This window comes from Streptomyces sp. IBSBF 2435, assembly GCF_036815005.1.
Classification (GTDB): domain Bacteria; phylum Actinomycetota; class Actinomycetes; order Streptomycetales; family Streptomycetaceae; genus Actinacidiphila.
Genome location: NZ_JAJSYW010000071.1, coordinates 7,365 through 30,606, shown reverse-complemented (window position 1 = coordinate 30,606; position 23,242 = coordinate 7,365). Strand labels below are relative to the sequence as shown.

Below are 23,242 nucleotides of genomic sequence, written 5' to 3'. Positions count from 1 at the left end.
GGCGCGGGGAACTGCGCGCTCAGCCCCCACCGGCCGGTGGTCCGGATCGGACCGAGGAGGCCCTTCGGGTCGGTGACGACCCGCGCCCCCGGTGGGGGCTTGTCGCACGGTTCCCCGCGCCCCCGGGGTGGTGCGGTCCGTCCGCACACGACGGCGGGTGGCGGGCTGGTCGCCCCCTGGGGCGCGGTCCGTCGGCGTACAACGGTGGGTGGGGGGCGCCCCCGGCCGGGGGCCGTGCGGTCCGTCCGCACATGAGGGTGAGCGGGGGCTGGGGCCCCCGAGGGTGGTGCGGTGCGTCCGCACGTGCGGCGGATGGGGGGACGGCCGCCCGCCAGGGCGGTGCTTGGCGATCGGCGCAAGAATGGGAGTGGAGGGTGAGGCAGGTGATGCGTTGATGGCAGCCGCGCACAGCGAACCCGGCGACGACCCGGCGGAGGCCGTCCGGCTGCGCCTGCTCGAAACCGCCGAAGGCCTCGGCGAGGCCGATCTGCTGCGGCTCGCCCTCCAGCAGGCCGTGGCCGCCCTCGGCGGCTTCGGCGGCCTGGTCCACCTCAGCGGCGCCGCGGACGGCACCCTGCGCCTCGTGGCGGTCAACGGGCTGCCAGGCCCGCTGGCGCACCGCTGGGACGAGCTGCCGTTCACCGCGGCCACGGCACCGTCCCACGCGGTGACGCGCGGCTGCGTGACCTGGTCCCCGCGGTGGCCCGCGGCGGCGGACGGGGACACCGGTCTGCCCGGGGGCCTGCTGGCCGCGCCGATCGTGCTCGACGGGGAGCCGGTCGGCGCCCTCTCGGTCCTCACCGGCGCCGCCCCGGCCGCCGGGCGCGAGCGCTTCCTCGTCCGGGTCGCCGCCTCCCTCGGCGCCCGGCTCTCGCGCGCCCGGCACCGGCGCACTAGCGGCGCCCCCTGGTGGCTGGAGCCGATCGCGGTGCGGGAGCAGGTGATGCGGCAGGTCGGCGTCGGGACCTGGAGCTGGGACCTCGACACCGGGCTGCTGGACATCGACGAGGTCACCGAGAGCCTCATCCCCGCGGCCGGCCTGGACGCCGCCACCTGGGACCACCGGATCGAGACCTGGATGGAGCGCGTCCACCCCGACGACCGGCCCGACGCGCAGGCGGCCGTCGACGCGTCGATCGCGACCGGGCAGCCGTACGCCGTCGAATACCGTGTCGTCGGCGCGGACGGCGCCATCAGCTGGGTCGAACTGCGGGCCGGCTTCGAATACGACGACAGCGGGCACCCGGTCCGCAGGGCGGGCACCATCTGGAACGTCACCGCCCGCCGCAGCCGGCTCGCCTGGCTCGTCGGCCTGCTCGAACTGCACCCCGACCCGATCCACGTCCTGTCCGCGGACAACCGCGTCGAATGGGCCAACCGGGCCGCCCGGGAACTCGGCGACGGCGCGGGCGCCGAGATGACCGGCGAGGTCCCCTGGGAGAAGCAGCCGAGCCTCGCGGGCAAGGGCATCCCGGAACTGCTGGCCAGTGCGCGGGCCGCGCCGGAGGCCGCGGTGACCGCCGAGCTGACGTACCACGACGCGGACGGCGGGCTGCCCTCCTCCTGGCTGGTGCGTGCCGTGGAGGTGAACGGCTTCGTCGCCACCCAGATGGCCGACATCTCCGAGCAGAAGGCCGCCGCGCAGGCCGAGGCGGAACGCAGCCGCCTGACGACCGAGCTGAACGAGGCGCTGATCCGCGCCCTGGACACCTCCGACGTGGTCGCGGCGATCACCGAGCACGTGCTGCCGCTGGTCGCCGCGCGCGGCCTGATCGTGCACGACCTGACAGGCCCGGTGCCCCGGCTGGTCGCCGCCACCGGCTATTCGGCGGAGTTCTGCGCGGAGCTGGAGGCGCCCGGCTGGCCGCAGCGGCTCACCGCCGCGACCGACACGGCGGTGCCGCGGTTCTTCTCCTCGCTCGCCGAACTCGACAGGAACTGGCCGCAGCTCACCCCGCTCGCACGGCACGGCGGAACGGGCGCCTGGGCCGTACTGCCGCTGATCGTCGGCGACCGCCGGGCCGGCTCGTGCATCATCAGCTGGCCCGCGCCCCGCGACTTCGCCGAGCGGGAGAAGACGCTGCTCGGCACCGTCGGGGTGATCATCGCCCAGGCGCTCGGCAATGCCAGGCTCTACGAGGAGGCCAGGCGCCGGGCGGAACGCCTCCAGCAGGAACTGCTCCCCGGCGACCTGCCCGACACTGTCGCGGTACGCAGCGCCGCCCGCTACCGGCTCGCGGCGGGGGAGGAGGTCGGCGGCGACTGGTACGACACGATCCCGCTGCCCGGCGGCCGTACGCTCGCCGTCATCGGCGACGTCAAGGGCCACGGCCTCGAACAGGCCATCGCCATGAGCATCATCCGGCACGCCGCGCTCACCGTCGCCACGCTCGACCTGCCCATCGACGAGATCATGGCCCACCTCAACGACGTGGCGGGGCGGCTCGGGCCGCTCACCGCCACGTGCATGCTGGTGCTCTACGACGCCACCACCGGCGACTGCCGGATCGCGGGCGCCGACCACCCGCCGCCCATCGTCATCCGGCCCGGCGGCAAGGCCCGCGAGGCGGACCTCCCGGCCGGCCAGCCGCTCGGCCAGGCGCAGGTCCCGGCGCCGGTCACCGAGACCGTACTGCCCGAGGGCAGCGTCCTCATCCTCTACAGCGACGGCCTCCTCGACACCGCGAACCGCGACGCGGCGCCCCTCACCGACCTGCTCACCCGTTACGCGGCCACCGCCCCGCTGCCGGCCGACGCCTCCCGCCGCGGCCCCTGGCTCGACACGCTGTGCGACACGATCAACGAACAGCTCCCGCCGGACCCGGAGCGGCAGGACGACGCGGTTCTGCTGGCGATGGCCGTGGGGCGGGTGCCGGCCCGCCGGATCGCCGCGTGGGACCTCCCGCGTACGCCCGAGTCCGCCCAGCGCGGGCGGACCCTCGCGGCGGAGGAGCTGGCCGCGTGGGACCTCGGCGACCTCACCGAGACGGCGACGCTCATCGTGAGCGAACTCATCGGCAACGCGGTGCGGCACGCGGTGGGCATCGGTACGGATGTCGGCGACGACGTCGCCGGCTTCCTGAGGCTGCGCCTCCTGCACCTCGCTGACGGCTCCGTGACCTGCGAGGTCTACGACGGGTCCCAGGCGACGCCGCGGGTGCGGCACCCCCTCCTTGACGACGAATTCGGCCGCGGCCTCCAGCTGGTCGCCGTCACGGCCCGCCGCTGGGGGACGCGCTACACCGAGGGCGGCAAATGCATCTGGGCAACGGTCACCCTGTGAACGGGCTCCGCAGCGCGCGAGGTCCGCGCCCCCGGGCGACCGCCACTCGCGGTGCCGCGGCACGCCTGCGGCCCGGCGGGGGCCGGCCGCAGTTCCCCGCGCCACGGGGCTCGTCCTCCGCCGCAGAGGGCACGTCCCCCGGGGGTGCGAGGAACTGCGCGCCCAGCCGAGACGCACCGCACGTGCGAAGTGCCACCGCACGCGGCAATCAATCAGGGGCGCGGGGAACTGCGCGACAAGCCACGGCGGACCGTCGTGTGGAAACAGGCAGCCACCACCCCAACGGCGGAGGCAGCCGCAGTCGGGCAGCGGCGCACCGCGAGGAGCAGGGGGGCGAGGCCCCGGAAGGGTGCGGGACACCGCGAGAGGTGAACCTGTTCGGCGGGTGCCGGGCCGGAGGCCGGATTCGTTGAGGCAGACATGACGCACGCACCCCTGCCCATCGCCGTCGCGGCAGCGCTGGAAGCCGCGAACGCCGGGGCCATCGAAGACTTCCTCGCCGCCTTCACTGACGACGGCGCCATCGACGACTGGGGCCGCGAATTCCGCGGCCACGACGCGATCCGCGGCTGGAGCGACGCCGAATTCATCGGCAAACAGGTCCGGGTGGACGTGACCGGCTGCCGTACCGAGGGCGACACGACCACCGTGAGCGCTCAGGTCGGCGGCAACGGCTTCAACGGCCCGTCCGACTTCGCCTTCACCGTACGCGGCAACCGGGTCGCCCTGATGCGTATCACCGGGTGACCCTACGCTGATGCCCATGACCGACGCGCCACCCGTGAGGGTGCTACTCGCCGACGACCAGTCGATGGTCAGGGAGGCGCTGGCGACGCTGCTCGGGCTGGAGGACGACATCGAGGTCGTCGTGCAGGTGGCCAGGGGCGACGAGGTCGTGGCCGCGGCCAGGGCGTACACCCCGGATGTGGCGCTGCTGGACATCGAGATGCCCGGGATGACCGGGATCGAGGCGGCGGCGCTGCTGCGTACGGCGTGCCCGCGGGTGAAGGTCGTGATCGTGACGACCTTCGGGCGGCCCGGGTATCTGCGCCGGGCGATGGAGTCGGGCGCCGCGGCCTTCCTCGTCAAGGACGCGCCGGCCGCGCAACTCGCCGAGGCGGTGCGGCGGGTGCTGCGGGGGGAGCGGGTGATCGACCCGGCGCTGGCCGCCGCGGCGCTGGCCGAAGGGGCGGACCCGCTGACCGCGCGGGAGCGGGACGTGCTGACGGCGGTGGCGGACGGCAGCGTCAATGCCGAGGCCGCCGGGCGGCTCGGCCTGTCGGAGGGGACGGTACGCAACTACCTGTCCACCGCGATCCAGAAGACCGGCGCCCGCAACCGCGCGGAGGCGGTCCGTATCGCCCGCGAGAAGGGCTGGCTCTAGCGGGCGCCGGGCGGCAGAGGTCAGTTGAGGTGCGCCCGCGCGGCCCGCGCCTTGGTGCGGATGGCCCCGGCGGACTCCGGGTCGAAGGCGCCGATAACGTCGGCGTAGGACTCCATCTCCGCGGCCCCGCCGAGGAAGTCGCCCATCATGACCAGCAGTTGCGCGCGCTCGTAGCGCAACTTGGCGGGGTGGCGGGGGAGGAGCAGCGTCAGGTCGAGGGTCCAGAGCTGGACCGGGCGGTGTTCGGGGCGGGGCGCGGCCCAGGCGCGGATGTTGTTCAGGATGCGCTGGACGACGTCCAGCGGGTCGGCCGGGGTGAAGACGTCGGCGCCCGCCGCGAGGATCTCCGCGTCGGCGTGGGACATGACGCGGCCCCCGTGGAAGGGGTCGACCAGCACGTGCGGGCCGTCGGGGTCGCCGAGGCCGACGGCGAAGTGGCCGGGCAGGGCGACACCGTAGACGGGGGCGCCGGCGCGGCGGGCGACCTCGATCCACACCACAGACAGCAGGATCGGCAGGCCCCGGCGGCGCCGCAGCACTTCCTGGAGCAGGGAGGAGGACAGCCGCTGGTAGTCGCCGGGGGCGCCGTGGAAGCCGTGCTCGGCGCCCAGCACGCGGTGCAGGGCCGCGGCCCAGTCCACCGGGGTGGCCAGGCCGTGCGGGAGCAGCCCGGCGAGCCGGTCGAGTTCGATCTGCGCGGCGTCGGCGGCGGCGCCGTCCAGAGCCGGGTCGGCGCGGGCTCCGATGAGCAGGCACAGCTCCACCAGGTCGGGCCGCTCCTCCCGGGCCGCGGCGGCGAACCGTTCGGGTACGGGTTCGGGCGCAGGTGGGTTCATGCCGCCGGTCGCCGGTAGTGGTAGCCGTGGTGGTCGGTGAAGCCGAGCCGGTCGTAGAGGGCGCGGGCGCCCGCGTTGTCCGCCTCGACCTGGAGATACGCGGCCGAGGCACCCTCCTGGGCGGCGCGCCGGGCGAGTACGCCCATGACGGCGGTGGCCAGGCCCTGCCGCCGGTGCGACGGTATGACCTCGACCGCCCCGAAGAGCGCCCACGATCCGTCGACCACGGCCCGCCCGATCGCGCCGGGCATCGTGGCGAACCAGACGGACGGCCCGCCGGTGACCACCTTGAGCGCGGCGTCCGCGAGACCGCCCGTGCGGTGGTAGGCGGTCAGCCACGCGGTGTCCGGCGTCCTGGCCAGCGTGACGGGTCCCGCGGGGCTCTCGGGCAGCAGCGTCAGCGGGGCCAGTGGCGCGGTCCTGACCAGAGTGTCACCCTCGCGCACCCAGCCGCGCGCGTCGGCCTCGGCGGCATAGGGGGAGGAGTCGGCCAGTTGGAGGTACGGGGTCGTGCCGCGCTCGCCGTACCAGCGCACCACCTCGGCCAGTGCCTCGTCCGGCGGTATCCCGGGGTCGCCGCCCGCGAGGACCGAGTTGGCCCGCCGGGTGAAGCCCCCCGCGTGGCGCAGCGTCCAGTCGCCGAGCGGGGCGGTCTCGGTGGCGGGCCACGCCCGGGCGCCGACCGCGTCCAGCTCGTCGTCGGTCACCGCCGGCACGGCGACGCGCCGTACGGGCGCCGGCGGGACAATCTTGCCTGCGACGAGGGCGGATTCCGCGATACGGACGGTTACGCCTGTCTTCCGCGTGATGTACACCACTCCTCCGTCCCAGGATTCGAGAACACCGACCGTATCGGTGAACGTAGGATGCCCGTCAGTGACCTCGGCCAACTGCCGCACAGATACGCGTTTTCCCACGTCAGCGGGCGTGATACGAACTTCGAGTCGTGCACCGGCCGAGAAATCCGCTGGCATGTGAGCCCCTCCTGTTCGGTTCGTGCCCAGGAACGGAGATACTAGGTGCGGGCATCGACGACGCCGCGCTCCCGCGCGAGATGAGCCCTATCGAGGAGGAACGACAGCGTGACCTACGTCATCGCGCAGCCTTGTGTCGACGTCAAGGACAAGGCGTGCATCGAAGAGTGCCCGGTCGACTGCATCTACGAGGGCGCCCGGTCCTTGTACATCCACCCGGACGAATGTGTCGACTGCGGCGCGTGTGAACCGGTCTGCCCGGTGGAGGCCATCTTCTACGAGGACGACACCCCGGAGGAGTGGAAGGACTACTACAAGGCGAATGTGGAGTTCTTCGACGAGCTGGGCTCGCCCGGCGGCGCCTCCAAGCTCGGGCTGATCGACCGCGACCACCCCTTCATCGCCGGGCTGTCCCCGCAGAACCAGTAGCGCACCAGGTACGCAGCAGAGCACGCCGCGCCCGAGGGCGCCTTCCGCCACCGCCCCGTACGCGCCGCAGCGCCGTACGGGGCAGTGGCGTGCGAGCAGAGTGAGAGTGTGAGCACGTGAGCATTTCCGCCCGTCTGCCGGTCTTCCCGTGGGACCGCCTGGAGCCGTACAAGGCGGCGGCCGCGGCGCACCCCGACGGCGTCGTCGACCTCTCGGTCGGCACCCCGGTGGACCCGGTGCCCGAGGTGATCAGGCAGGCGCTGGCCGCCGCGGCCGACAGCCCCGGCTACCCGCTGACGTACGGCACCGCCGCCCTGCGGGAGGCCGCCGCGGACTACCTGCGCACCTGGCACGGGGTCACCGGCGCCGACCCGCGGCATGTGCTCGCGCTGATCGGCTCCAAGGAACTGGTCGGCTGGCTGCCGACGCTGCTCGACCTGCGCGAGGGCGACCAGGTCGGCTACCCGCAGCTCGCCTACCCGACGTACGAGATCGGCACGCTGCTGGCCCGCGCCGAGCCGGTCCGCTACGACGACCCCGTCGCCGAACTCGACCCGGCGCGGGTCAAGCTGCTGTGGCTCAACAGCCCCTCCAACCCCACCGGGCGGGTGCTGGATGCCGCCGAGCTGCGCCGCATCGTCGGCTGGGCGCGCGAGCACGGCGTCCTCGTGGTGTCCGACGAGTGCTACATCGAGCTGGGCTGGGAGGGCGAGGAGCCGGTCTCGGTGCTGCACCCGGACGTCTGCGGCGACAGCCACGACGGGCTGATCGCCGTCCACTCGCTGTCCAAGCGGTCCAACTTCGCCGGCTACCGCGGCGCCTTCCTGGCCGGCGACCCGGCGGTGGTCGCGGAACTGCTCGCGGTGCGCAAGCACGCCGGCATGATCGTGCCGCAGCCCGTCCAGGCCGCGATGGTCGCCGCGCTCGGCGACCGGGACCACGCGGTGGAGCAGAAGCAGCGCTACGCCCGCCGCCGCGTCGCGCTGCGTACCGCCCTTGAGGCGGCCGGCTTCCGCATCGAGCACAGCGAGGCCAGCCTCTACCTGTGGGCGACCCGCGGCGAGGGCTGCTGGGAGACGGTGGCGGACCTGGCCAAACGCGGCATCCTCGTCGCCCCCGGCGACTTCTACGGCCCCGCGGGCGCCGACTTCGTCCGCGTCGCCCTGACGGCGACCGACGAGCGCGTCGCGGCGGCGGTGGCCCGGCTGGCCGCCTGACGGCCGAGCACGCGGAGGGGCCGGGGCGTGATGCTCCCGGCCCCCGAGCGGGTGGTTCGCGGCGGCCTTCGGCGCGCCGCCGCGTATGTTCTCCCGGTCCGGTGACAGCCCGCACTACTGCGCGACGGTGATCCGGACGAACCCGCCGCCCGCGCCGTCGCTGTTGCCGCCCGCGTCCTCCGGCGCCTTGCGCCAGCCGCTGCCGGAGCGGGCCGCCTGCCACTGCATGCCGTCGAAGGACACCGCCGCTACTTTCAGGTCGTGCGCGTGCGCCACCGACCACTGGGCCAGCTGCCAGCCCCGCCTGACGGTGTCCCCGGCCGCCCCGCCGCCGGCCGGCGCGGCCGGCACGGCCACCGTACGGGCCGGCTCCCCGGCTGTCTTCGGCCGCGCCTGGGTGCCGAACTCCCGTTCCAGCAGGGTCGTCACCACCGCGGGGTCGCCCGGCGCGCCGCCCGCGCTGTCCTCCTTGTCCGCGCCGGTCCGGCAGCTCAGCGCACCGGCCTTGCGGCCGACCAGCGCCGCCGACAGCATCGTGGCGTCCGCCTCGTGCTTGGCGTACGCCTGCGGGTAGCCGCTCTTCTGCACCTTCTGCGCGGCGACGGTCAGCGGGAGGCGGGAGTAGCCGTCGATCTTGACCAGGCTGTCGTAGAAGGAGTTGGTCGAGTAGACCGGGTCGAGGATCTGCTGCGCGGTGCCCCAGCCCTGCGAGGGGCGCTGCTGGAACAGGCCGAGCGAATCGCGGTCGCCGTGGTCCAGGTTGTCGAGCCGCGACTCCTGCAAGGCGGTGGCCAGGGCTATGGTGACCGCCCGTTCCGGCAGGCCGCGGGCCGTCGCGACCGCGGCGATGGTCGCGGCGTTCGCCGCCTGGGACTGCGTCAGCTTGAGGGTGTCGTCGTCGGAGCGGACGACGCAGCCGGCTTCGTGTGAGGATCCGCCGGTGAGTTCGTAGACCACGAGGGCGGCTGCCGCCAGCACGAGGACGGCGCTGAGGGCTTTGAGCGCGCGGCGGCGCGGGCGGTTCTGGTCGCGCCCCGAGGAGGCGCCTGACGTGGGCACGGGCAGAGCGTACCGGGTGCACTGACGTCCCCGGATGCGCCAGCCCCTGCGGGCCGCGGGCCCGCTTCCCCCATGTGGGTGCCACTTCCTGTGGCGCGCACAGTGCCGCGGGCCTGTGGTTGCGCGCGCAGTTCCCCGCGCCCTCTGGGGGTTGCCCTCTGCCGCAGAGGACGACACCCCCGTAGGGGCGCGGGGAACGCGCGGGCAACCAGGACGGCGGGAAAGCAGCGACCCCACCGCAAGGGGCACCCACCCGGGGGTGCGGGGAACTGCGCGGGCAGCCACGGCGCCGCAGCCGACAAGCGACGCACCGCACGTGGCACCCACCCGGGGGCGCGGGGAACTGCGCGAGCAGCCCCCACGGGCCGGAGGGGCGAAGGCCACCGCGGGGGGCGGCGCCCAGGGGCGGGACGCGGGCGCCGGGCACCGCGAGGGAGCCGATCACCCGAGGGCGCGGGAGCGCCTAGAGTGCGGGACATGGCACGCGGACTTGACCTCAGGACAGATGTGGGAACGCTGACAGCGACCCTCGTGGACGTACCGTCGGTGAGCCGCGAGGAGAAGCCCCTCGCGGACATGATCGAGGCAGCGCTGAAAGCGCAACCGCACCTCACCGTCGATCGGGACGGTGACGCGGTGGTCGCCAGAACGCGTTTCGGCAAAGCCGAGCGCGTCGTGCTCGCCGGCCACATCGACACCGTCCCGATCGCCGACAACCTGCCCTCGCGGCTGGAAGCGGACGGCGTGCTGTGGGGGTGCGGGACCACCGACATGAAGTCGGGCGTCGCGGTCCAGCTGCGGCTGGCGGCCACCCTCACCGACGCCAACCGCGACCTCACCTACGTCTTCTACGACGCCGAGGAGATCACCTCCGAGGCCAACGGCCTCAAGCGGCTGGTCGAGCGGCACCCGGACTGGCTCGCGGGCGACTTCGCCGTACTGCTGGAGCCGACCAAGGGCCGGGTGGACGGCGGCTGCCAGGGCACCATGCGGGTGCGGGTGGAGACGACCGGGCGCCGCGCGCACTCCGCGCGCAGCTGGCTGGGGGACAACGCGATCCACAAGGCCGCCCCGATCCTGGCCCGGCTCGCCGCGTACGAGCCGCGCCGGGTGGAGATCGACGGGCTGACGTATCCGGAGGGGCTGAACGCCGTCATGATCGCGGGCGGCCACGCGGGCAATGTGATTCCCGACACGTGCGCGGTCACGGTGAACTACCGATTCTCCCCCGACCAGACGGAAGCGGAAGCGCTGGAGCGGGTCCGTACCGTCTTCGACGGCTTCGAGGTGGTGCTCACCGACAGCGCTCCCGGCGCGCTGCCGGGCCTGTCGCATCCGGCCGCAGCCGCCTTCGTCGAGGTGATCGGCACCGCCCCCGCGGCCAAGGAGGCCTGGACGGACGTGGCGCGCTTCTCCGCGCTGGGCATCCCCGCGGTGAATTACGGGCCGGGCGACCCGACGCTGGCGCACACCCGCGAGGAGCACGTCGTGGTGGCCGCGATCGAGGAGGCGGAACGCAAGCTCACCGCCTGGCTGACCGACTGAGACGTACGACTCGCTCGCGCGGGGCAACCGAACTGGGGTGCGCGGCGGTCCTTCCTCCCGGCATGGTGTGATCGTATACGTCCGATCCGGGACCGGGGGGAGGTCGGCTGCGTCGTGGGACTGACCAGCGGTGTGTTCGCCGCGCTGCTCATCGCCGCCGCGGTGGGCGCGGTCGCGGGCGCGGTGGTGCTGTGGCCGCGGGTGCGCGGCCCGCGCCCGCTGCGGGTCGCCGCACGGGTCGGCATGATCGTGTTGTGCCAGGTCACCGCGATATTCGTGGTGATGGCGACGGTGAACAACCAGTACGGCTTCTACGCCTCGTGGGACGACCTGCTCGGCCACGCCAACAGCGGCGGCAAGGACCGGCCCGTCGCGCACGCCTCGCCGACGCCGGCCGTACCGGACTACCGCGTGAAGTTCGCGGCGTATTCGCAGGGTTTCGAGCGGGCCACCGTGCACGGCTGGGACAGCGGCACCAAGGGCGATGTGATCGTCTGGCTGCCGCCGCAGTACGGGAAGCCGGAGTTCGCCCATACGCGCTTCCCGGTCATCGAGGTGCTGCACGGCATACCCGGCACCCCGCACAGCTTCCTGCGCGGGATGCGGCTCGGCCGGATCATGCAGGACCAGATCACCGCCGGCCGCGCGGAGCCCGCGATCCTGGTGCTGCCCACCATCACCCCGGACCGGGTCAACACCGGCTGCGCGGACGTGGAGGGCAAGAGCAAGGTGGAGACCTGGCTCACCGACGACGTGGTCCAGACGATCTCGCACAACTTCCGTACGCTGCCGGCACCCCGTGGCTGGGCGGTGATGGGCATATCCACCGGCGGCTACTGCGCGGCCCGGCTCGCGCTCGCCCATCCCGACACCTTCGCCGCGGGCGCGGCCCTGGCGCCGGACGACCCGTCGAAGGGGGTGCGCTCCCCGCTGTGGCTGGCCCGCACCACCCGTCCCGACGTGCGGCTGCTGGTCGAGTCGAGCCTCCAGGACCCGGAGAGCCCGCCGAAGTTCGCCGACTGGATCACCGGCGCCGCCCAGTCGCCCACCGAGGTCAGCATCCTGCGGCTGAGCAACGGCGGGCACAATTGGAACACCTGGGGCCGGATGTTCCCCGAGGCCTTCACCTGGGTCAGCGCCCGCCTCGAAGCGCCGCGGGCGGTCCCTTTGGCGCCGTCCGCGGCACCGTGATGCGTAGGCTGCCGATATGACAGAAGCACGAGGCGTCCCGGATGGCGCCCAGGAGGCCGCGGCGGCGGCGAACGCGGCGGCGGAGGAGCTGCCGTACGGCAAGGGCTGGCCGGAGCGGCACACAGGACCGGTGGTGCGACGGCGCGGCCAGGTGCAGACCGGCACCACGGACCAGCGGCTGCTGGACAGCCGCGGCCCGTCCTCGGACTGGGTGCACGGCGACCCGTGGCGGGTCATGCGCATCCAGTCCGAATTCGTCGAGGGCTTCGGCGCGCTGGCCGAACTCGGCCCGGCGGTCAGCGTCTTCGGCTCCGCCCGCACCCCGGCCGACTCGCCGGAGTACGAGGCGGGTGTGCGGATCGGCCGCGCGCTGACCGAGGCCGGCTTCGCGGTGATCACCGGCGGCGGCCCCGGCGCCATGGAGGCGGCCAACAAGGGCGCCCTGGAGGCCGGCGGGGTCTCGGTGGGCCTCGGCATCGAACTGCCCTTCGAGCAGGGCCTCAACCCCTACGTCGACATCGGCGTGAACTTCCGTTACTTTTTTGTCCGAAAAACGATGTTTGTGAAGTATGCGCGAGGCTTCGTCGTGCTCCCGGGCGGCTTCGGCACCCTGGACGAACTCTTCGAGGCGCTGACCCTCGTCCAGACCAAGAAGGTCACCCGCTTCCCGATCGTGCTGTTCGGCAGCGAATACTGGGGCGGCCTGGTCCAGTGGATCCGCGCCAGCCTGATCGCCGAGGGCAAGGCGTCGGCGGCCGACCTGGAGCTGTTCCATGTCACCGACGACGTGGACGAGGCGGTCGAGCGGGTCACCAAGGAGAGCGCGTAGCGGCCCCTGGGGGCGGCGCGCGATGTCACGCCAGTCCGCGGCGGGCGACCGCGGGCGGGCGGTGGCCGGCGATCGAGGCGACCATCTCCAGCACCTGGCGGGTCTCCGCGACCTCGTGCACCCGGTAGACCTGGGCGCCCAGCCACGCCGAGACCGCCGTGGTGGCGAGGGTGCCGATCAGCCGTTCCCTGACCGGGCGGTCCAGTGTCTCGCCGACGAAGTCCTTGTTCGACAGCGACACCAGGACCGGCCAGCCCGTCGCCGTCATCTCCGGCAGGCGCCGGGTCGCCTCCAGTGAATGCCGGGTGTTCTTGCCGAAGTCGTGCCCCGGGTCGATCATGACCGCGTCCCTGCGCACCCCGAGTTCCACCGCCCGCTCGGCGAGCCCGCAGGTCACCCGCAGGATGTCGGCCATCACATCCTCGTAGCCGACCCGGTGCGGCCGGGTCCGCGGCTGCGCGCCGCCCGCGTGCGTACAGACCAGGCCCACGCCGTGCCGGGCGGCCACCTCGGCGAGCTTCGGGTCGACCCCGCCCCAGGCGTCGTTCAGCAGGTCGGCGCCCGCCGCGCACACCGCCTCGCCGACCTCGTGCCGCCAGGTGTCGACGCTGATCACCACCTCGGGGTGGCGGCTGCGCACCTCGCCGACGAAGTCGGCCGTACGGCGGATCTCCTCGGCCGCCGACACCTCGGCGCCCGGCCCCGCCTTGACCCCGCCGATGTCGATGATCGCGGCGCCCTCGGCGACCGCCAGCGCGACCCGTTCGAGAGCGGGTTCGTCGGTGAAGGTCGCGCCCTGGTCGTAGAACGAATCGGGCGTACGGTTGACGATCGCCATGATCACCGGCTCCCGTTCGCCGAATTCCCGGGTGCCCAGCCGAAGTGCCACTGCCGCTCCTCATCTCAGACTCATGCGATCGTGGCACGATCGTGCCTGACATGGACGGCCTGCCGGGTACGGCGGGCCTGAGGGCGGACTCCGGGAGATCGACGTGTTCTGGTTCATGCTCATCGCGCTGGTCGCGGTGGTCGCCGCGGTGGCGATGGCCGTGCTCGGCGAAGGCGGCCCGCTGCGGGACGCCGGCACCGACCGGCTGGACGACCGGCTGCCCGCCGACCGTCCGCTGATCCGCTCCGACATCGACGCGGTACGCCTGCCGGTGACCGTACGCGGCTACCGCATGCTCGACGTCGACGAGGTCCTCGACCGGCTCGGCGCGGAACTGGCCGAGCGGGACGCGCGGATCGCCGAGCTGGAGTCGTCGCTCGCGGGAGCGCCCGCGCGGGGCACGACGCCGACCAAGCAGGAGCCGCCGGCCCCCGAGGAGCCGGGCTACGATGGCCACCTGAACGGCAACGGCGGCAGCGGCAGCGGCGGCAGCGGCGGCGCCGGTGAGTGAGCCCGGCGGTGCCGTGATCGGCGAGGACGGCCTCGCACGCTGCCCGTGGGGGCTGTCCACGCCGGACTACGTCGCCTACCACGACCAGGAGTGGGGCCGGCCGGTGCACGGCGACGACGCCCTCTTCGAGCGGGTCTGCCTGGAGGCCTTCCAGTCCGGGCTGTCCTGGATCACCATCCTGCGCCGCCGGGAGACCTTCAGGGCGGCCTTCAAGGGCTTCGAGATCGACGCGGTGGCGTCCTTCACCGACACCGACCGGGAACGGCTGCTGGCCGATCCCGGCATCATCAGGAACCGGGCGAAGGTCGACGCCTCGATCGCCAACGCGCTCGCCGCGCAGGCCCTGCGGGACGACGGCGGCCTCGACGCCCTCATCTGGTCCTTCGCGCCCGATCCCGCGACCAGGCCCGTCCCCCGCACCTCCGCCGACATCCAGGCGACGACACCGGAGTCCACGGCCCTGTCCAAGTCGCTCAAGGCCCACGGCTTCCGCTTCGTCGGCCCCACGACGGCCCACGCCCTGATGCAGGCCTGCGGCCTGGTCAACGACCACCTGGCCGACTGCTCGGCCCGCTGAGCCCGCACCGGGGCACGGACGCGGTCAACGCGCCTCGAAGACGGCGGGGCGCTTGGCGAGAAACGCCGCCACCGCCTCGCGGTGGTCCGCCGAGGCGCCCGCCGCCGTCTGGAGCCCCGCCTCCTCGGTGAGGGACTCCGGCAGGGAGTGGGACGCGGAGAAGGCGAGCGCGGCCTTGATGGCGGCGTACGCGACGGTCGGCCCCGCGGCGAGCCGCCGGGCGGCGGCGAGCGCCTCGGCCGGCAGGTCGGCGGCCGGCACGACCCTGTTCGCGATGCCGAGGCCGGCCGCCTCGGCGGCCGGCACCGCGCGCGGGAAGAGCAGCAGGTCGGAGGCGCGCGAGTGCCCGACAAGGCGGGGCAGGGTCCAGGACATCCCGGAGTCGGTGGACAGGGCGACGCCGGCGAAGGAGGTGTTGAAGGACGCCGTGTCCGCGACCACGCGGTAGTCCGCGGCGAAGGCGAATCCGGCGCCGGCGCCCGCGGCGACCCCGTTCACCCCGGCGACCACCGGCTTCGGCATCGTCGCGATGGCCAGCGTGATCGGGTTGTAGTGCTCGGCGACCGTCGTCATGCCGCCGCCCGCCGCGAGGATGGCGACATGCTCCTTGAGGTCCTGGCCGACGCAGAAGGCCCGCCCGCTGCCGGTGAGCAGCACCGCCCTGACCGCCGGGTCCGCGCCGGCGTCCCGCAGGGCGTCCCGCAGTGCCACCTTGGTGCCGGTGTCGAGCGCGTTCATCGCCTCCGGGCGGTTCAGGGTGACGGTGGCGAGCCCCTCGGACACCTCGTACAGCACGCTGTCGGCCATGGCGGTAACCCCTTCGTCGCGGCAACGGTCCAGGCCAGGATGCCGGACCCGCGGACCGGAGGTCATGTGACCTACGTCAAGTGTTTCTGAGCGCCATCAGTGCCCCCGGGCCGGGCGTGGCACGGGCCCGGCGGCGAATTGACCGGTTTTGCGGGTGTCGATTGTGGAACGGAGTGCCACCGCTGTTGGTCATCGGGCAGGTGGATGCGGGATAATGGCCGAGAACCAATGTGTTCGAGTCCGAGCTGGTTTCAGGAAGGGGAACGAGCATGGCGGCCATGAAGCCGCGGACGGGTGACGGCCCGCTCGAGGTGACCAAGGAGGGGCGGAGCATTATTATGCGCGTTCCGCTTGAGGGCGGCGGGCGGCTTGTTGTCGAGCTGACCCCGGACGAGGCGGATGCCCTCGGCGATGCGTTGAAGAAGGCCATCGTCTGAGACCAGCGGTCCCCGTGACATCGTCGCGGCCACGTACACACAGTGCGTGGCCGCGCCCCCTTTTGCGCCGCCTTCCCGCCGGGCACCCGGGCGGGGCGGTCAGGGGCGGCGGACGGCGCACAGGAGGCCGTCGTCGGTCGGGAGCAGGACCGGGGACACCCGCGGGCTGTCCCGGACGGCCCGCATCAGGTCCCGCACCGCGAGGGACTCGGAGTCCTGGTGGGCGGCGTCCAGGGCGCGGCCCTGCGCGAAGACGCCCTCGAAGCAGACGACGCCGCCCGGGCGCAGCAGGCGCAGGGACTCGTCGAGGTAGTCGAGGTACTCCAGCCGGTCGCTGTCGCAGAAGACCAGGTCGTAGGCGCCGTCCGTGAGGCGCGGCAGGACGTCGAGGGCGGCGCCGGGGATGAAGCGGGAGCGGTTCGCGGCGAAGCCGGCCTCGCGGTAGGCCTCGCGGGCGAGCTGCTGGCGGTCCGGCTCGGTGTCGACGGTGGTCAGCACCCCGTCGTGGCGCATCCCGCGCATCAGATGGATACCGGAGACGCCGGTGCCGGTGCCGATCTCGACGACGTATTTCGCGTTGCCCGCCGCCGCCAGCAGCCGCAGCGCCGCACCGGTGCCGGGGGAGACGGGCCGCAGCCCTGACGCGTGCGAGCGGGCCCTGGCGCGTATGAGGGCGTCGTCCTCGGCGACGAACGCGTCGGCGAACGCCCAGCTCGCCTGCCGGTTGCCGGTAATGGCCCTCTCCTCGTACCCGACTGTGCCCGATGACCGTCTGAATGACCGTGTGCGGCCCCGCCCGGGCGACCCTATCCGTTGGGTCGGGGAACCCGCAGATGGGACCGCGCGTTAGGCACAGCGAAGGCACAAGGGCGGGCGTCCGCGACAGCGGAGCGGGCCCCCGGCCCCGAGGCAGCACTGCATTTATCCGGAGCTAACGGGCGAGGTGGATATGGTAGAGGCTCTACTGGACACCACCAGAGCCGACAGGGGAGGTGCGGCTGCGGCCGGTGACCGGAAGGTGCTCGCGCGCTTTCGCAGGTCGGCCGGACAGCCGAAATCCGTGACCAAGACTGCTGATGACAGTTCACGCGACAACGACTCCTCGACCGCGACTTTCGCCACCGACGGGGACCCTCAGGCGTGGACGCCTCCTTCCTGGGAGGAGATCGTCAGCACGCACAGTGCCCGGGTGTACCGGCTGGCCTACCGGCTGACCGGCAACCAGCACGATGCGGAGGACCTCACCCAAGAGGTCTTCGTCCGGGTCTTCCGCTCGCTGTCCACCTACACGCCCGGCACCTTCGAGGGCTGGCTCCACCGCATCACCACCAATCTGTTCCTCGACATGGTGCGGCGCCGCCAGCGCATCCGGTTCGACGCCCTCGGGGACGACGCGGCTGAGCGACTGCCCAGCCGTGAACCGTCCCCCGCGCAGCACTTCAACGACACCCACTTCGACGCGGACGTCCAGCAGGCGCTGGACACCCTCGCACCGGAGTTCAGGGCCGCCGTGGTGCTCTGCGACATCGAGGGGCTGTCGTACGAGGAGATCGCGGCGACGCTGGGCGTGAAGCTGGGCACGGTGCGGAGCCGGATCCACCGGGGCCGCTCCCACCTGCGCAAGGCTCTGGAGCACCGGGCGCCCGGCGCCCGGCCGGTTCCCGCTTTCGCTGCCGCCGCACCCGAACCTGGCCTGGAGGGCGGGAGAACGTGAGCAGCAGCGGTTTCGGCGAGCAGCGCGCACAGCGCGTCGCGCCCGCCGAACAGCATCTCGGCGACCGGCTCGCCGCGTTCGTCGACGGCGAACTGGCCGACGACGCCCGCGACCGGGTGCAGGCGCATCTGGCCACGTGCCCGCAGTGCAAGGCGGCGGCCACCGAACAGCGCCGGCTCAAGAGCGTGGTGGCGGCCTCCGAGCTGCCCACGATCTCGGCCGGGCTGCTGGCCAGGCTGCAGGGCCTGGGGGCCTGCGGCACGAAGGACGGCGGCGACGGCGCGGGCACCGGCGCCGACGGCAAGGGCGCGCTCGGCGGTGTCCACGAGGTGCCGCAGGGCGGCCGGCGCGTACCCTTCGACGGCGGACTGCTCGGCTCCGGCGTCTTCGGCTCCGGCGGCCGGCGCCAGATGTCCTACCTCGACCCGGCCCCCGACCTGGTCGCGCCCGGCGACGGCAAGGGCGCCCGCGGCTTCCGCGTCCACGAGCTGGCCCGCACCCTCACCGGCGACCAGGGTCCGCTCGATCCCCGCGGCGCCGCCGCCCCCGCCGCCGCGCAGGCATCCCGCGGCCGGCGGTTCGCCTTCGCCGCCGCGGGCGCCTTCTCGATGGCGGCCATCGCCCTCGGCGGCGCGCTGCCGATGGAGGCCGGCGTCGACAGCGGCGCTCACCCGGACGACGGACCCGCGGTCACTCCTTTCAGTGCTGCCAACTCGGTCACCGACACCCACGGCACCACCCCCCGCGACCTGTTGGACGCGCGCGAGCAGCGGCGGCTGCGGCAGGCCAGTGCCCCCTCGCCCACCGCGCTGGCGTCGGCGGCGGCCGTGGCCTCGGTCACCTCCGTGGCCCTCAGCAGCCCGCAGGCGTCCCCCGGAGCGGTCCCGGCGGGTGCGTTCACCATCGGCCCCGCCCACGCGCTGAACGGCTCTGTGGGCAGCTCCGCGGCACTGCGCTGAGACGAGACCTTCACCGCGCCGCGACGTAGTGTTGGCCGCAGCCCACTCCCGCAGTGCCCGCGGGGGCAGGTAACGTAAAGTCCGCCGGACTCAGCCCTCCCGGCTGCGGACGTCCCAAGGAGCTGCACGGTGTTCTTCGACATAGGCCCGCTTGAGCTGGTCGCGCTCGTAGTCCTTGCCGTGCTCGTCTTCGGCCCCGACAAGCTGCCGAAGGTCATCCAGGACACGATGGCCTTCATCCGCAAGGTGCGGGAGTTCTCCGACAGCGCCAAGGAGGACATCCGGCGGGAGCTGGGCCCGGAGTTCAAGGACTTCGAGTTCGAGGACCTGAATCCGAAGACGTTCATCCGCAAGAACCTGATGAGCGACGACGACGAGTACGGCCTCAAGGAGCTGCGGGACCTCGGCAACAGCCTGGACCTGCGCAAGGAGATGGCCGAGGTCACGGACGCGGTCAACGGCGTGGACACCGCGCCCGCTGCCCGCAGGAGCGCGGCGGCGGCCGGCACGCCGGGTCCCAGCGCGCCCGACCGGCTGCGCAAGCGCGAGCAGTTGGACGACGACGAGCCGCCGCCGTTCGACTCCGACGCGACCTGACCTTCCGTCGCCGCCCGGTTCCGTGCCGCCCGCTCACGGGCCGGTCCCGATCCGCTTCCGGGCCGGTCCCGAAGTCAACCGGATAAGGGTTTTTCGCCCGATCAGGTGATCATTGTCCCTGTGTTCGCCGTCACCCCACGCTGTTTCTGCCCCGTAACCCGCCCAGGGTCGGGCAAGATGGCGAGTCGCCCAGAAGGGCAATGAGGAGGCGCGACCCAAATGGAGACGAAGACCGGTTCGACACAGGGGGCGGTCGACGGCTACTTGATGGCCGACTTCCCGTGGTACGGGCTGGACGAGGCGTTCACCGGACGCCGCTGGCTGCACACGACCGGGGCGAGCGGGGACGGGACGGTCGAATACGGCTCGATAGGGCATGGTGACGAGCCCACGCTCAAGGCCGGTCCGGCCGACGACACGCTGCGGTTCGCGGTCGTCATGACGGTGGCTCAGCGCCCGGGACGGCGTACCGCGGACGGCACCGGTCTGCTGGAGGCCACCTCGGTCTCCTCGGCGGCCTGGCTCGCGGGCTCCGGGCTGCTCGCCTGCACCTGGCCCACCACGATGGAGAGGGCCCTGCGGCAGGACTGGCTCGACCAGCAGACCGCCACGGCCTGGGAGCTGGCCGACGACCTCACCGGCTCCGCGTGGGCCGCGCTGACCCTGCCGGTCGACGGCGAGCCGACCCCCTTCCACTACCGCGAGTCCGAGTACGGCTGGGTACTGGCGGGCTCGGCGCGCGGCGTCCACCTCGGCGCGTTCGGGCGGGGCATGAGCGCGTACGGGCTGGCCCTGGCGGCCATTCCCGACATCCGCGCGTACGACGGCGCGTAGCGCTTCACGGGGTTCCGCCCCGCCTGCCCCCGCCGACGGTCGCCGGACCGCCGGCGGGGGCTTCCCGCGCGGTTCCCCGCACCCCGGAAGGACGCTCGCCCGCCAGGGGGTACCCCGGTCAGAACTTGTTGCGGGGGGTGATGCCCAGGGACAGGCCGGACAGGCCCCTCGCGCGGGTGCCCAGCTGCGTGGCGATGGAGCGCAGGGCCACGCCCGCCGGGGAGTCGGGGTGGGAGAGGGTGACGGGGCGGCCGTCGTCGCCGCCCTCGCGGAGGCGGACGTCGATGGGGATCCGGCCCAGGACCGGAACCGTGGCCCCCGTCGTACGGGTGAGGCCTTCCGCGACCCGGTCGCCGCCGCCCGAACCGAAGACGTCGACGATCTCGTCGCAGTGCGGGCACGGCATGCCCGACATGTTCTCGACGACGCCGACGATCTTCTGGTGGGTCTGCACCGCGATCGACCCGGCGCGTTCGGCGACCTCCGCGGCGGCCTGCTGCGGGGTGGTCACCACCAGGATCTCCGCGTTGGGCACCAGTTGCGCGACCGAGATCGCGATGTCACCGGTGCCGGGCGGCAGGTCGAGCAGCAGCACGTCCAGGTCGCCCCAGTAGACGTCGGCGAGGAACTGCTGGAGTGCCCGGTGCAGCATGGGGCCGCGCCAGACCACGGGCGCGTTGCCCGGGGTGAACATCCCGATCGAGATGACCTTCACGCCGTGCGCCGACGGCGGCATGATCATGTTCTCGACCTGCGTGGGCCGCCCCTCCGTGCCCAGCATGCGCGGCACACTGTGCCCGTAGATGTCCGCGTCCACCACGCCGACCTTGAGGCCGTCCGCGGCCATCGCCGCGGCCAGGTTGACCGTCACCGAGGACTTGCCGACGCCGCCCTTGCCGGAGGCCACCGCGTAGACCCGGGTCAGCGAACCCGGCTGCGCGAACGGGATCTCCTTCTCGGCCTGCCCGCCGCGCAGCGTCGTCGCCAGCGCGCGGCGCTGCTCGTCGCTCATCACGTCCAGCGTCACCCGCACCGAGGAGACCCCGGGAACGCCCGCCACGGCCGTCGTGACGGCCTCGGTGATGGTGTCCCGCATGGGGCAGCCGGACACCGTCAGATAGACGCTGACGGCGACCGTGCCGTCCGCGGCGATGTCCACGGATTTGACCATGCCGAGGTCGGTGATCGGCTTGTGGATCTCCGGGTCGTTCACCGTGCCGAGCGCGGCGCGCACGGCCTCGTCGGTCGGTGTGGCGGTCGGCGTGGTGCCCGAGCCGTACGTCGTGGTGGTCATGGGTCGATGGTACGGCGGCGGCAGCGCGCCGGTCAGCGGGCCCTTCCGTCGGCTTCGTCACCCCGTGCGGGGTGCGGCCGGCGCTCCTGGATCTCCTTGAGCATGTCCTGCAGCTCCGACCTGATCCAGTCCCGGGTGGCGACCTCGCCGAGGTTCACGCGCAGCGCGGCGACCTCGCGGGTCAGGTACTCGGTGTCGGCGATGCTGCGCTCGTTCTGCTTGCGGTCCTGTTCGAGGTTGACCCGGTCGCGGTCGTCCTGCCGGTTCTGCGCCAGCAGGATCAGCGGGGCCGCGTAGGACGCCTGGAGCGACAGCATCAGGGTCAGGAAGATGAACGGGTAGTGGTCGAACTGCATCGACCGGGGCGCGAAGATGTTCCACAGCACCCATACGACGATGGTGATCGTCATCCAGACGATGAAGCGCCCGGTGCCCAGGAAGCGGGCGATCCGCTCGGAGAATTTGCCGAAGGCCTCCGGGTCGTAGACCGGCAGCCACCTGCGGCGGACCGCGCGCGGCTGGTCCAGCCGTGCCCGGGGCCTGGCCGCGGCGGTGGCGCCCGCGGGGTGCCGGGCCGGCGCGGATCGGTCGCGGTCCTCAGCGGCCATCGGAACCTCCCGGCACGCCCCGCAGGTGCTCCGCGTCGCGCAGCTCGGTCTCCCGCCAGTCCTCGGGCAGCAGGTGGTCGAGCACGTCGTCCACGGTGACCGCGCCGAGCAGCGACCCGCTCTCGTCCACCACCGGGGCCGAGATCATGTTGTACGTGGCCAGGAAGCTGGTCACCGACGGAAGCGCGGTGTCCGGGGCCAGCGGCTGGAGGTCGGTGTCCACGATCGAGCCGAGCAGGGTGAAGGGCGGGTCGCGCAGCAGCCGCTGGAAGTGCACCAGGCCCAGGTATTTCCCGGTCGGCGTCTCGTCGGGCGGCCGGCACACGTAGATCTGCGCGGCCAGCGCCGGCGACAGGTCGGGGTTGCGGATCCTGGCGAGCGCGTCGGCGACGGTCGCGTCGGGCCGCAGCACGATCGGCTCGGTCGTCATCAGCCCGCCTGCCGTGCGCTCCTCGTACGACAGCAGCCGCCGTACGCCCGCCGCGTCCTGCGGCTGCATCAGGGTGAGCAGCCGCTCCTGCTCGTCGGCGGGCAGCTCCGCCAGCAGGTCGGCGGCGTCGTCGGGGTCCATCGCCTCCAGGACGTCGGCGGCCCGCTCCTCCTTGAGCTTGCTCAGGATCTCGACCTGGTCGTCGTCGGGCAGCTCCTCCAGGACGTCGGCCAGCCGGTCGTCGTCCAGGGCGGCGGCGACCTCGCCGCGCCGCTTGGGGGACAGGTGGTGCAGGACGTTCGCCAGGTCGGCGGGGCGCAGCTGCTCGAAGGTCGCCACCAGGTTCTCCGCGCCCTGGCCGTCCTCGGCCAGCCGGAAGCCGGTGACCGACGACCAGTCGACGGTCAGCGCCTCGCCCCTGCGGCGCAGGGCGCCGCTCTTGCCGCGCCGGATGAAGACCTTGTCGATCTCCCAGTCGCGGCGGGCGGGCAGCTGGACCATCGACACGTCGAGCACGGTGACCTCCTCGCCCGCGTCCTCGCCCGTGGTGCTGCTGGTGGCGCCGCCGCCCTGCGGCACCCAGCGCAGCCTGCGGTCGAGCAGTTCGCCCAGCACCAGCGTCTCGGTGGGGCGCTGCTCGAAGCGGCGCATGTTCAGCACACCGGTGGTGATCACCTGGCCGGACTCCACGCCGGTCACCCGGGTCATCGGCAGGAAGGTACGGCGCCGGCTGACCACCTCGACGACCAGCCCGAGCACCCGCGGCGGCCGGCCCCCCCCCCCCCGCCCCCCCACCCCCAAGCCGCCCCCCCCCACCACCTCCCCCGAGGGGGCGAAG

General features: G+C 73.3%; 24 protein-coding genes. 15 read left to right on the top strand and 9 right to left on the bottom strand.

What is annotated here, in order from left to right; all coding sequences use genetic code 11:
- Positions 1-394: 394 nt before the first annotated feature.
- From V7E46_RS16205 to V7E46_RS16195, 3 genes are all read left to right on the top strand, one after another.
- Complete coding sequence (locus tag V7E46_RS16205; protein WP_333769062.1) at positions 395-3,283, top strand: SpoIIE family protein phosphatase; 2,889 nt, start codon at positions 395-397, stop codon at positions 3,281-3,283.
- Positions 3,284-3,703: 420 nt separating this feature from the next.
- Positions 3,704-4,030: a nuclear transport factor 2 family protein gene (locus tag V7E46_RS16200; RefSeq protein WP_333769061.1), complete on the top strand. Its 327-nt coding sequence runs from the start codon at positions 3,704-3,706 to the stop codon at positions 4,028-4,030.
- Between the two features lie 16 nt (positions 4,031-4,046).
- Entirely contained in the window at positions 4,047-4,667 is a 621-nt protein-coding gene (locus V7E46_RS16195; RefSeq protein WP_333769060.1) for a response regulator transcription factor, read from the top strand.
- Between the two features lie 20 nt (positions 4,668-4,687).
- On the opposite strand, the gene V7E46_RS16190 is transcribed toward V7E46_RS16195, so the two are convergent.
- Positions 4,688-5,503, bottom strand: coding sequence for a transglutaminase-like domain-containing protein (locus V7E46_RS16190; protein ID WP_333769059.1), 816 nt, complete (start codon positions 5,501-5,503; stop codon positions 4,688-4,690).
- Positions 5,500-6,477: a GNAT family N-acetyltransferase gene (locus V7E46_RS16185; protein ID WP_333769058.1), complete on the bottom strand. Its 978-nt coding sequence runs from the start codon at positions 6,475-6,477 to the stop codon at positions 5,500-5,502. Before V7E46_RS16185 ends, V7E46_RS16190 begins: the two co-directional genes overlap by 4 nt.
- A gap of 108 nt (positions 6,478-6,585) precedes the next feature.
- On the opposite strand from V7E46_RS16185, the gene fdxA reads away from it, so the two are divergent.
- Together fdxA and dapC are read left to right on the top strand one after the other, a co-directional pair.
- Positions 6,586-6,906: a ferredoxin gene (fdxA, locus tag V7E46_RS16180; protein ID WP_333769057.1), complete on the top strand. Its 321-nt coding sequence runs from the start codon at positions 6,586-6,588 to the stop codon at positions 6,904-6,906.
- A 116-nt stretch (positions 6,907-7,022) separates the two neighbouring features.
- On the top strand, positions 7,023-8,123 hold the full coding sequence (dapC, locus tag V7E46_RS16175; RefSeq protein WP_333769056.1) for a succinyldiaminopimelate transaminase: 1,101 nt from the start codon (positions 7,023-7,025) through the stop codon (positions 8,121-8,123).
- Between the two features lie 114 nt (positions 8,124-8,237).
- Here the strand turns inward: dapC and V7E46_RS16170 are convergent, their stop codons facing one another.
- A complete protein-coding gene (locus tag V7E46_RS16170) occupies positions 8,238-9,188 on the bottom strand; it encodes a heavy metal transporter (protein WP_443054185.1) in 951 nt (316 codons plus the stop codon).
- A 471-nt stretch (positions 9,189-9,659) separates the two neighbouring features.
- On the opposite strand from V7E46_RS16170, the gene dapE reads away from it, so the two are divergent.
- From dapE to V7E46_RS16155, 3 genes are all read left to right on the top strand, one after another.
- Positions 9,660-10,727 carry a succinyl-diaminopimelate desuccinylase gene (dapE, locus tag V7E46_RS16165; RefSeq protein ID WP_333769054.1) on the top strand — a complete coding sequence of 356 codons (1,068 nt, stop codon included), beginning with the start codon at positions 9,660-9,662 and terminating at the stop codon, positions 10,725-10,727.
- Between the two features lie 114 nt (positions 10,728-10,841).
- Positions 10,842-11,918, top strand: coding sequence for an alpha/beta hydrolase (locus V7E46_RS16160; RefSeq protein ID WP_333769053.1), 1,077 nt, complete (start codon positions 10,842-10,844; stop codon positions 11,916-11,918).
- A gap of 16 nt (positions 11,919-11,934) precedes the next feature.
- Positions 11,935-12,747, top strand: a complete 813-nt coding sequence (locus tag V7E46_RS16155) for a TIGR00730 family Rossman fold protein (protein WP_329175023.1) — start codon at positions 11,935-11,937, stop codon at positions 12,745-12,747.
- Between the two features lie 25 nt (positions 12,748-12,772).
- On the opposite strand, the gene folP is transcribed toward V7E46_RS16155, so the two are convergent.
- Positions 12,773-13,585, bottom strand: coding sequence for a dihydropteroate synthase (gene folP, locus V7E46_RS16150; RefSeq protein WP_333769065.1), 813 nt, complete (start codon positions 13,583-13,585; stop codon positions 12,773-12,775).
- Between the two features lie 154 nt (positions 13,586-13,739).
- Here folP and V7E46_RS16145 point away from each other — a divergent pair, with 154 nt between their 5' ends.
- Together V7E46_RS16145 and V7E46_RS16140 are read left to right on the top strand one after the other, a co-directional pair.
- A complete protein-coding gene (locus tag V7E46_RS16145) occupies positions 13,740-14,147 on the top strand; it encodes a DivIVA domain-containing protein (RefSeq protein ID WP_333769052.1) in 408 nt (135 codons plus the stop codon).
- Positions 14,140-14,724: a DNA-3-methyladenine glycosylase I gene (locus V7E46_RS16140; protein ID WP_333769051.1), complete on the top strand. Its 585-nt coding sequence runs from the start codon at positions 14,140-14,142 to the stop codon at positions 14,722-14,724. Before V7E46_RS16145 ends, V7E46_RS16140 begins: the two co-directional genes overlap by 8 nt.
- 24 nt (positions 14,725-14,748) lie before the next feature.
- Here V7E46_RS16140 and V7E46_RS16135 read toward each other — a convergent pair whose 3' ends face one another.
- Positions 14,749-15,531: an enoyl-CoA hydratase-related protein gene (locus V7E46_RS16135; protein ID WP_333769050.1), complete on the bottom strand. Its 783-nt coding sequence runs from the start codon at positions 15,529-15,531 to the stop codon at positions 14,749-14,751.
- Between the two features lie 269 nt (positions 15,532-15,800).
- Between V7E46_RS16135 and V7E46_RS16130 the strand changes: the two genes are divergently transcribed.
- Entirely contained in the window at positions 15,801-15,968 is a 168-nt protein-coding gene (locus V7E46_RS16130; protein WP_073493047.1) for a DUF3117 domain-containing protein, read from the top strand.
- A 99-nt stretch (positions 15,969-16,067) separates the two neighbouring features.
- Here the strand turns inward: V7E46_RS16130 and V7E46_RS16125 are convergent, their stop codons facing one another.
- Complete coding sequence (locus V7E46_RS16125) at positions 16,068-16,703, bottom strand: O-methyltransferase (RefSeq protein ID WP_333769064.1); 636 nt, start codon at positions 16,701-16,703, stop codon at positions 16,068-16,070.
- A gap of 214 nt (positions 16,704-16,917) precedes the next feature.
- Here V7E46_RS16125 and sigE point away from each other — a divergent pair, with 214 nt between their 5' ends.
- From sigE to V7E46_RS16105, 4 genes are all read left to right on the top strand, one after another.
- Positions 16,918-17,682, top strand: coding sequence for an RNA polymerase sigma factor SigE (sigE, locus tag V7E46_RS16120; protein WP_329175015.1), 765 nt, complete (start codon positions 16,918-16,920; stop codon positions 17,680-17,682).
- On the top strand, positions 17,679-18,641 hold the full coding sequence (locus V7E46_RS16115; protein ID WP_333769049.1) for a zf-HC2 domain-containing protein: 963 nt from the start codon (positions 17,679-17,681) through the stop codon (positions 18,639-18,641). Before sigE ends, V7E46_RS16115 begins: the two co-directional genes overlap by 4 nt.
- 129 nt (positions 18,642-18,770) lie before the next feature.
- Positions 18,771-19,238, top strand: a complete 468-nt coding sequence (locus V7E46_RS16110; protein WP_333769048.1) for a sec-independent translocase — start codon at positions 18,771-18,773, stop codon at positions 19,236-19,238.
- Between the two features lie 219 nt (positions 19,239-19,457).
- Positions 19,458-20,072 (top strand): hypothetical protein, encoded by a 615-nt coding sequence (locus V7E46_RS16105; protein ID WP_329175011.1) that lies wholly within the window; start codon positions 19,458-19,460, stop codon positions 20,070-20,072.
- 118 nt (positions 20,073-20,190) lie between these two features.
- On the opposite strand, the gene V7E46_RS16100 is transcribed toward V7E46_RS16105, so the two are convergent.
- The 3 genes from V7E46_RS16100 to V7E46_RS16090 all read right to left on the bottom strand — a co-directional run.
- Complete coding sequence (locus V7E46_RS16100; RefSeq protein ID WP_329175009.1) at positions 20,191-21,366, bottom strand: Mrp/NBP35 family ATP-binding protein; 1,176 nt, start codon at positions 21,364-21,366, stop codon at positions 20,191-20,193.
- 32 nt (positions 21,367-21,398) lie between these two features.
- Positions 21,399-21,974, bottom strand: a complete 576-nt coding sequence (locus V7E46_RS16095; protein WP_333769047.1) for a DUF1003 domain-containing protein — start codon at positions 21,972-21,974, stop codon at positions 21,399-21,401.
- Positions 21,964-23,242: magnesium transporter MgtE N-terminal domain-containing protein (locus V7E46_RS16090; RefSeq protein WP_443054183.1), on the bottom strand; the 1,279-nt coding region annotated here is incomplete at its 5' end. The genes V7E46_RS16090 and V7E46_RS16095, both read right to left, overlap by 11 nt.

Bases quoted from the DNA above. Each gene is read 5' to 3' on its own strand.
- sigE (WP_329175015.1), top strand. From the start codon at position 16,918: ATGGTAGAGGCTCTACTGGACACCACCAGAGCCGACAGGGGAGGTGCG.
- V7E46_RS16130 (WP_073493047.1), top strand. From the start codon at position 15,801: ATGGCGGCCATGAAGCCGCGGACGGGTGACGGCCCGCTCGAGGTGACC.
- V7E46_RS16155 (WP_329175023.1), top strand. From the start codon at position 11,935: ATGACAGAAGCACGAGGCGTCCCGGATGGCGCCCAGGAGGCCGCGGCG.
- V7E46_RS16135 (WP_333769050.1), bottom strand. From the start codon at position 15,531: ATGGCCGACAGCGTGCTGTACGAGGTGTCCGAGGGGCTCGCCACCGTC.
- V7E46_RS16200 (WP_333769061.1), top strand. From the start codon at position 3,704: ATGACGCACGCACCCCTGCCCATCGCCGTCGCGGCAGCGCTGGAAGCC.
- dapE (WP_333769054.1), top strand. From the start codon at position 9,660: ATGGCACGCGGACTTGACCTCAGGACAGATGTGGGAACGCTGACAGCG.
- V7E46_RS16100 (WP_329175009.1), bottom strand. From the start codon at position 21,366: ATGACCACCACGACGTACGGCTCGGGCACCACGCCGACCGCCACACCG.
- V7E46_RS16190 (WP_333769059.1), bottom strand. From the start codon at position 5,503: ATGAACCCACCTGCGCCCGAACCCGTACCCGAACGGTTCGCCGCCGCG.
- folP (WP_333769065.1), bottom strand. From the start codon at position 13,585: ATGGCGATCGTCAACCGTACGCCCGATTCGTTCTACGACCAGGGCGCG.
- V7E46_RS16205 (WP_333769062.1), top strand. From the start codon at position 395: ATGGCAGCCGCGCACAGCGAACCCGGCGACGACCCGGCGGAGGCCGTC.
- V7E46_RS16195 (WP_333769060.1), top strand. From the start codon at position 4,047: ATGACCGACGCGCCACCCGTGAGGGTGCTACTCGCCGACGACCAGTCG.
- V7E46_RS16105 (WP_329175011.1), top strand. From the start codon at position 19,458: ATGGAGACGAAGACCGGTTCGACACAGGGGGCGGTCGACGGCTACTTG.
- V7E46_RS16095 (WP_333769047.1), bottom strand. From the start codon at position 21,974: ATGGCCGCTGAGGACCGCGACCGATCCGCGCCGGCCCGGCACCCCGCG.
- V7E46_RS16185 (WP_333769058.1), bottom strand. From the start codon at position 6,477: ATGCCAGCGGATTTCTCGGCCGGTGCACGACTCGAAGTTCGTATCACG.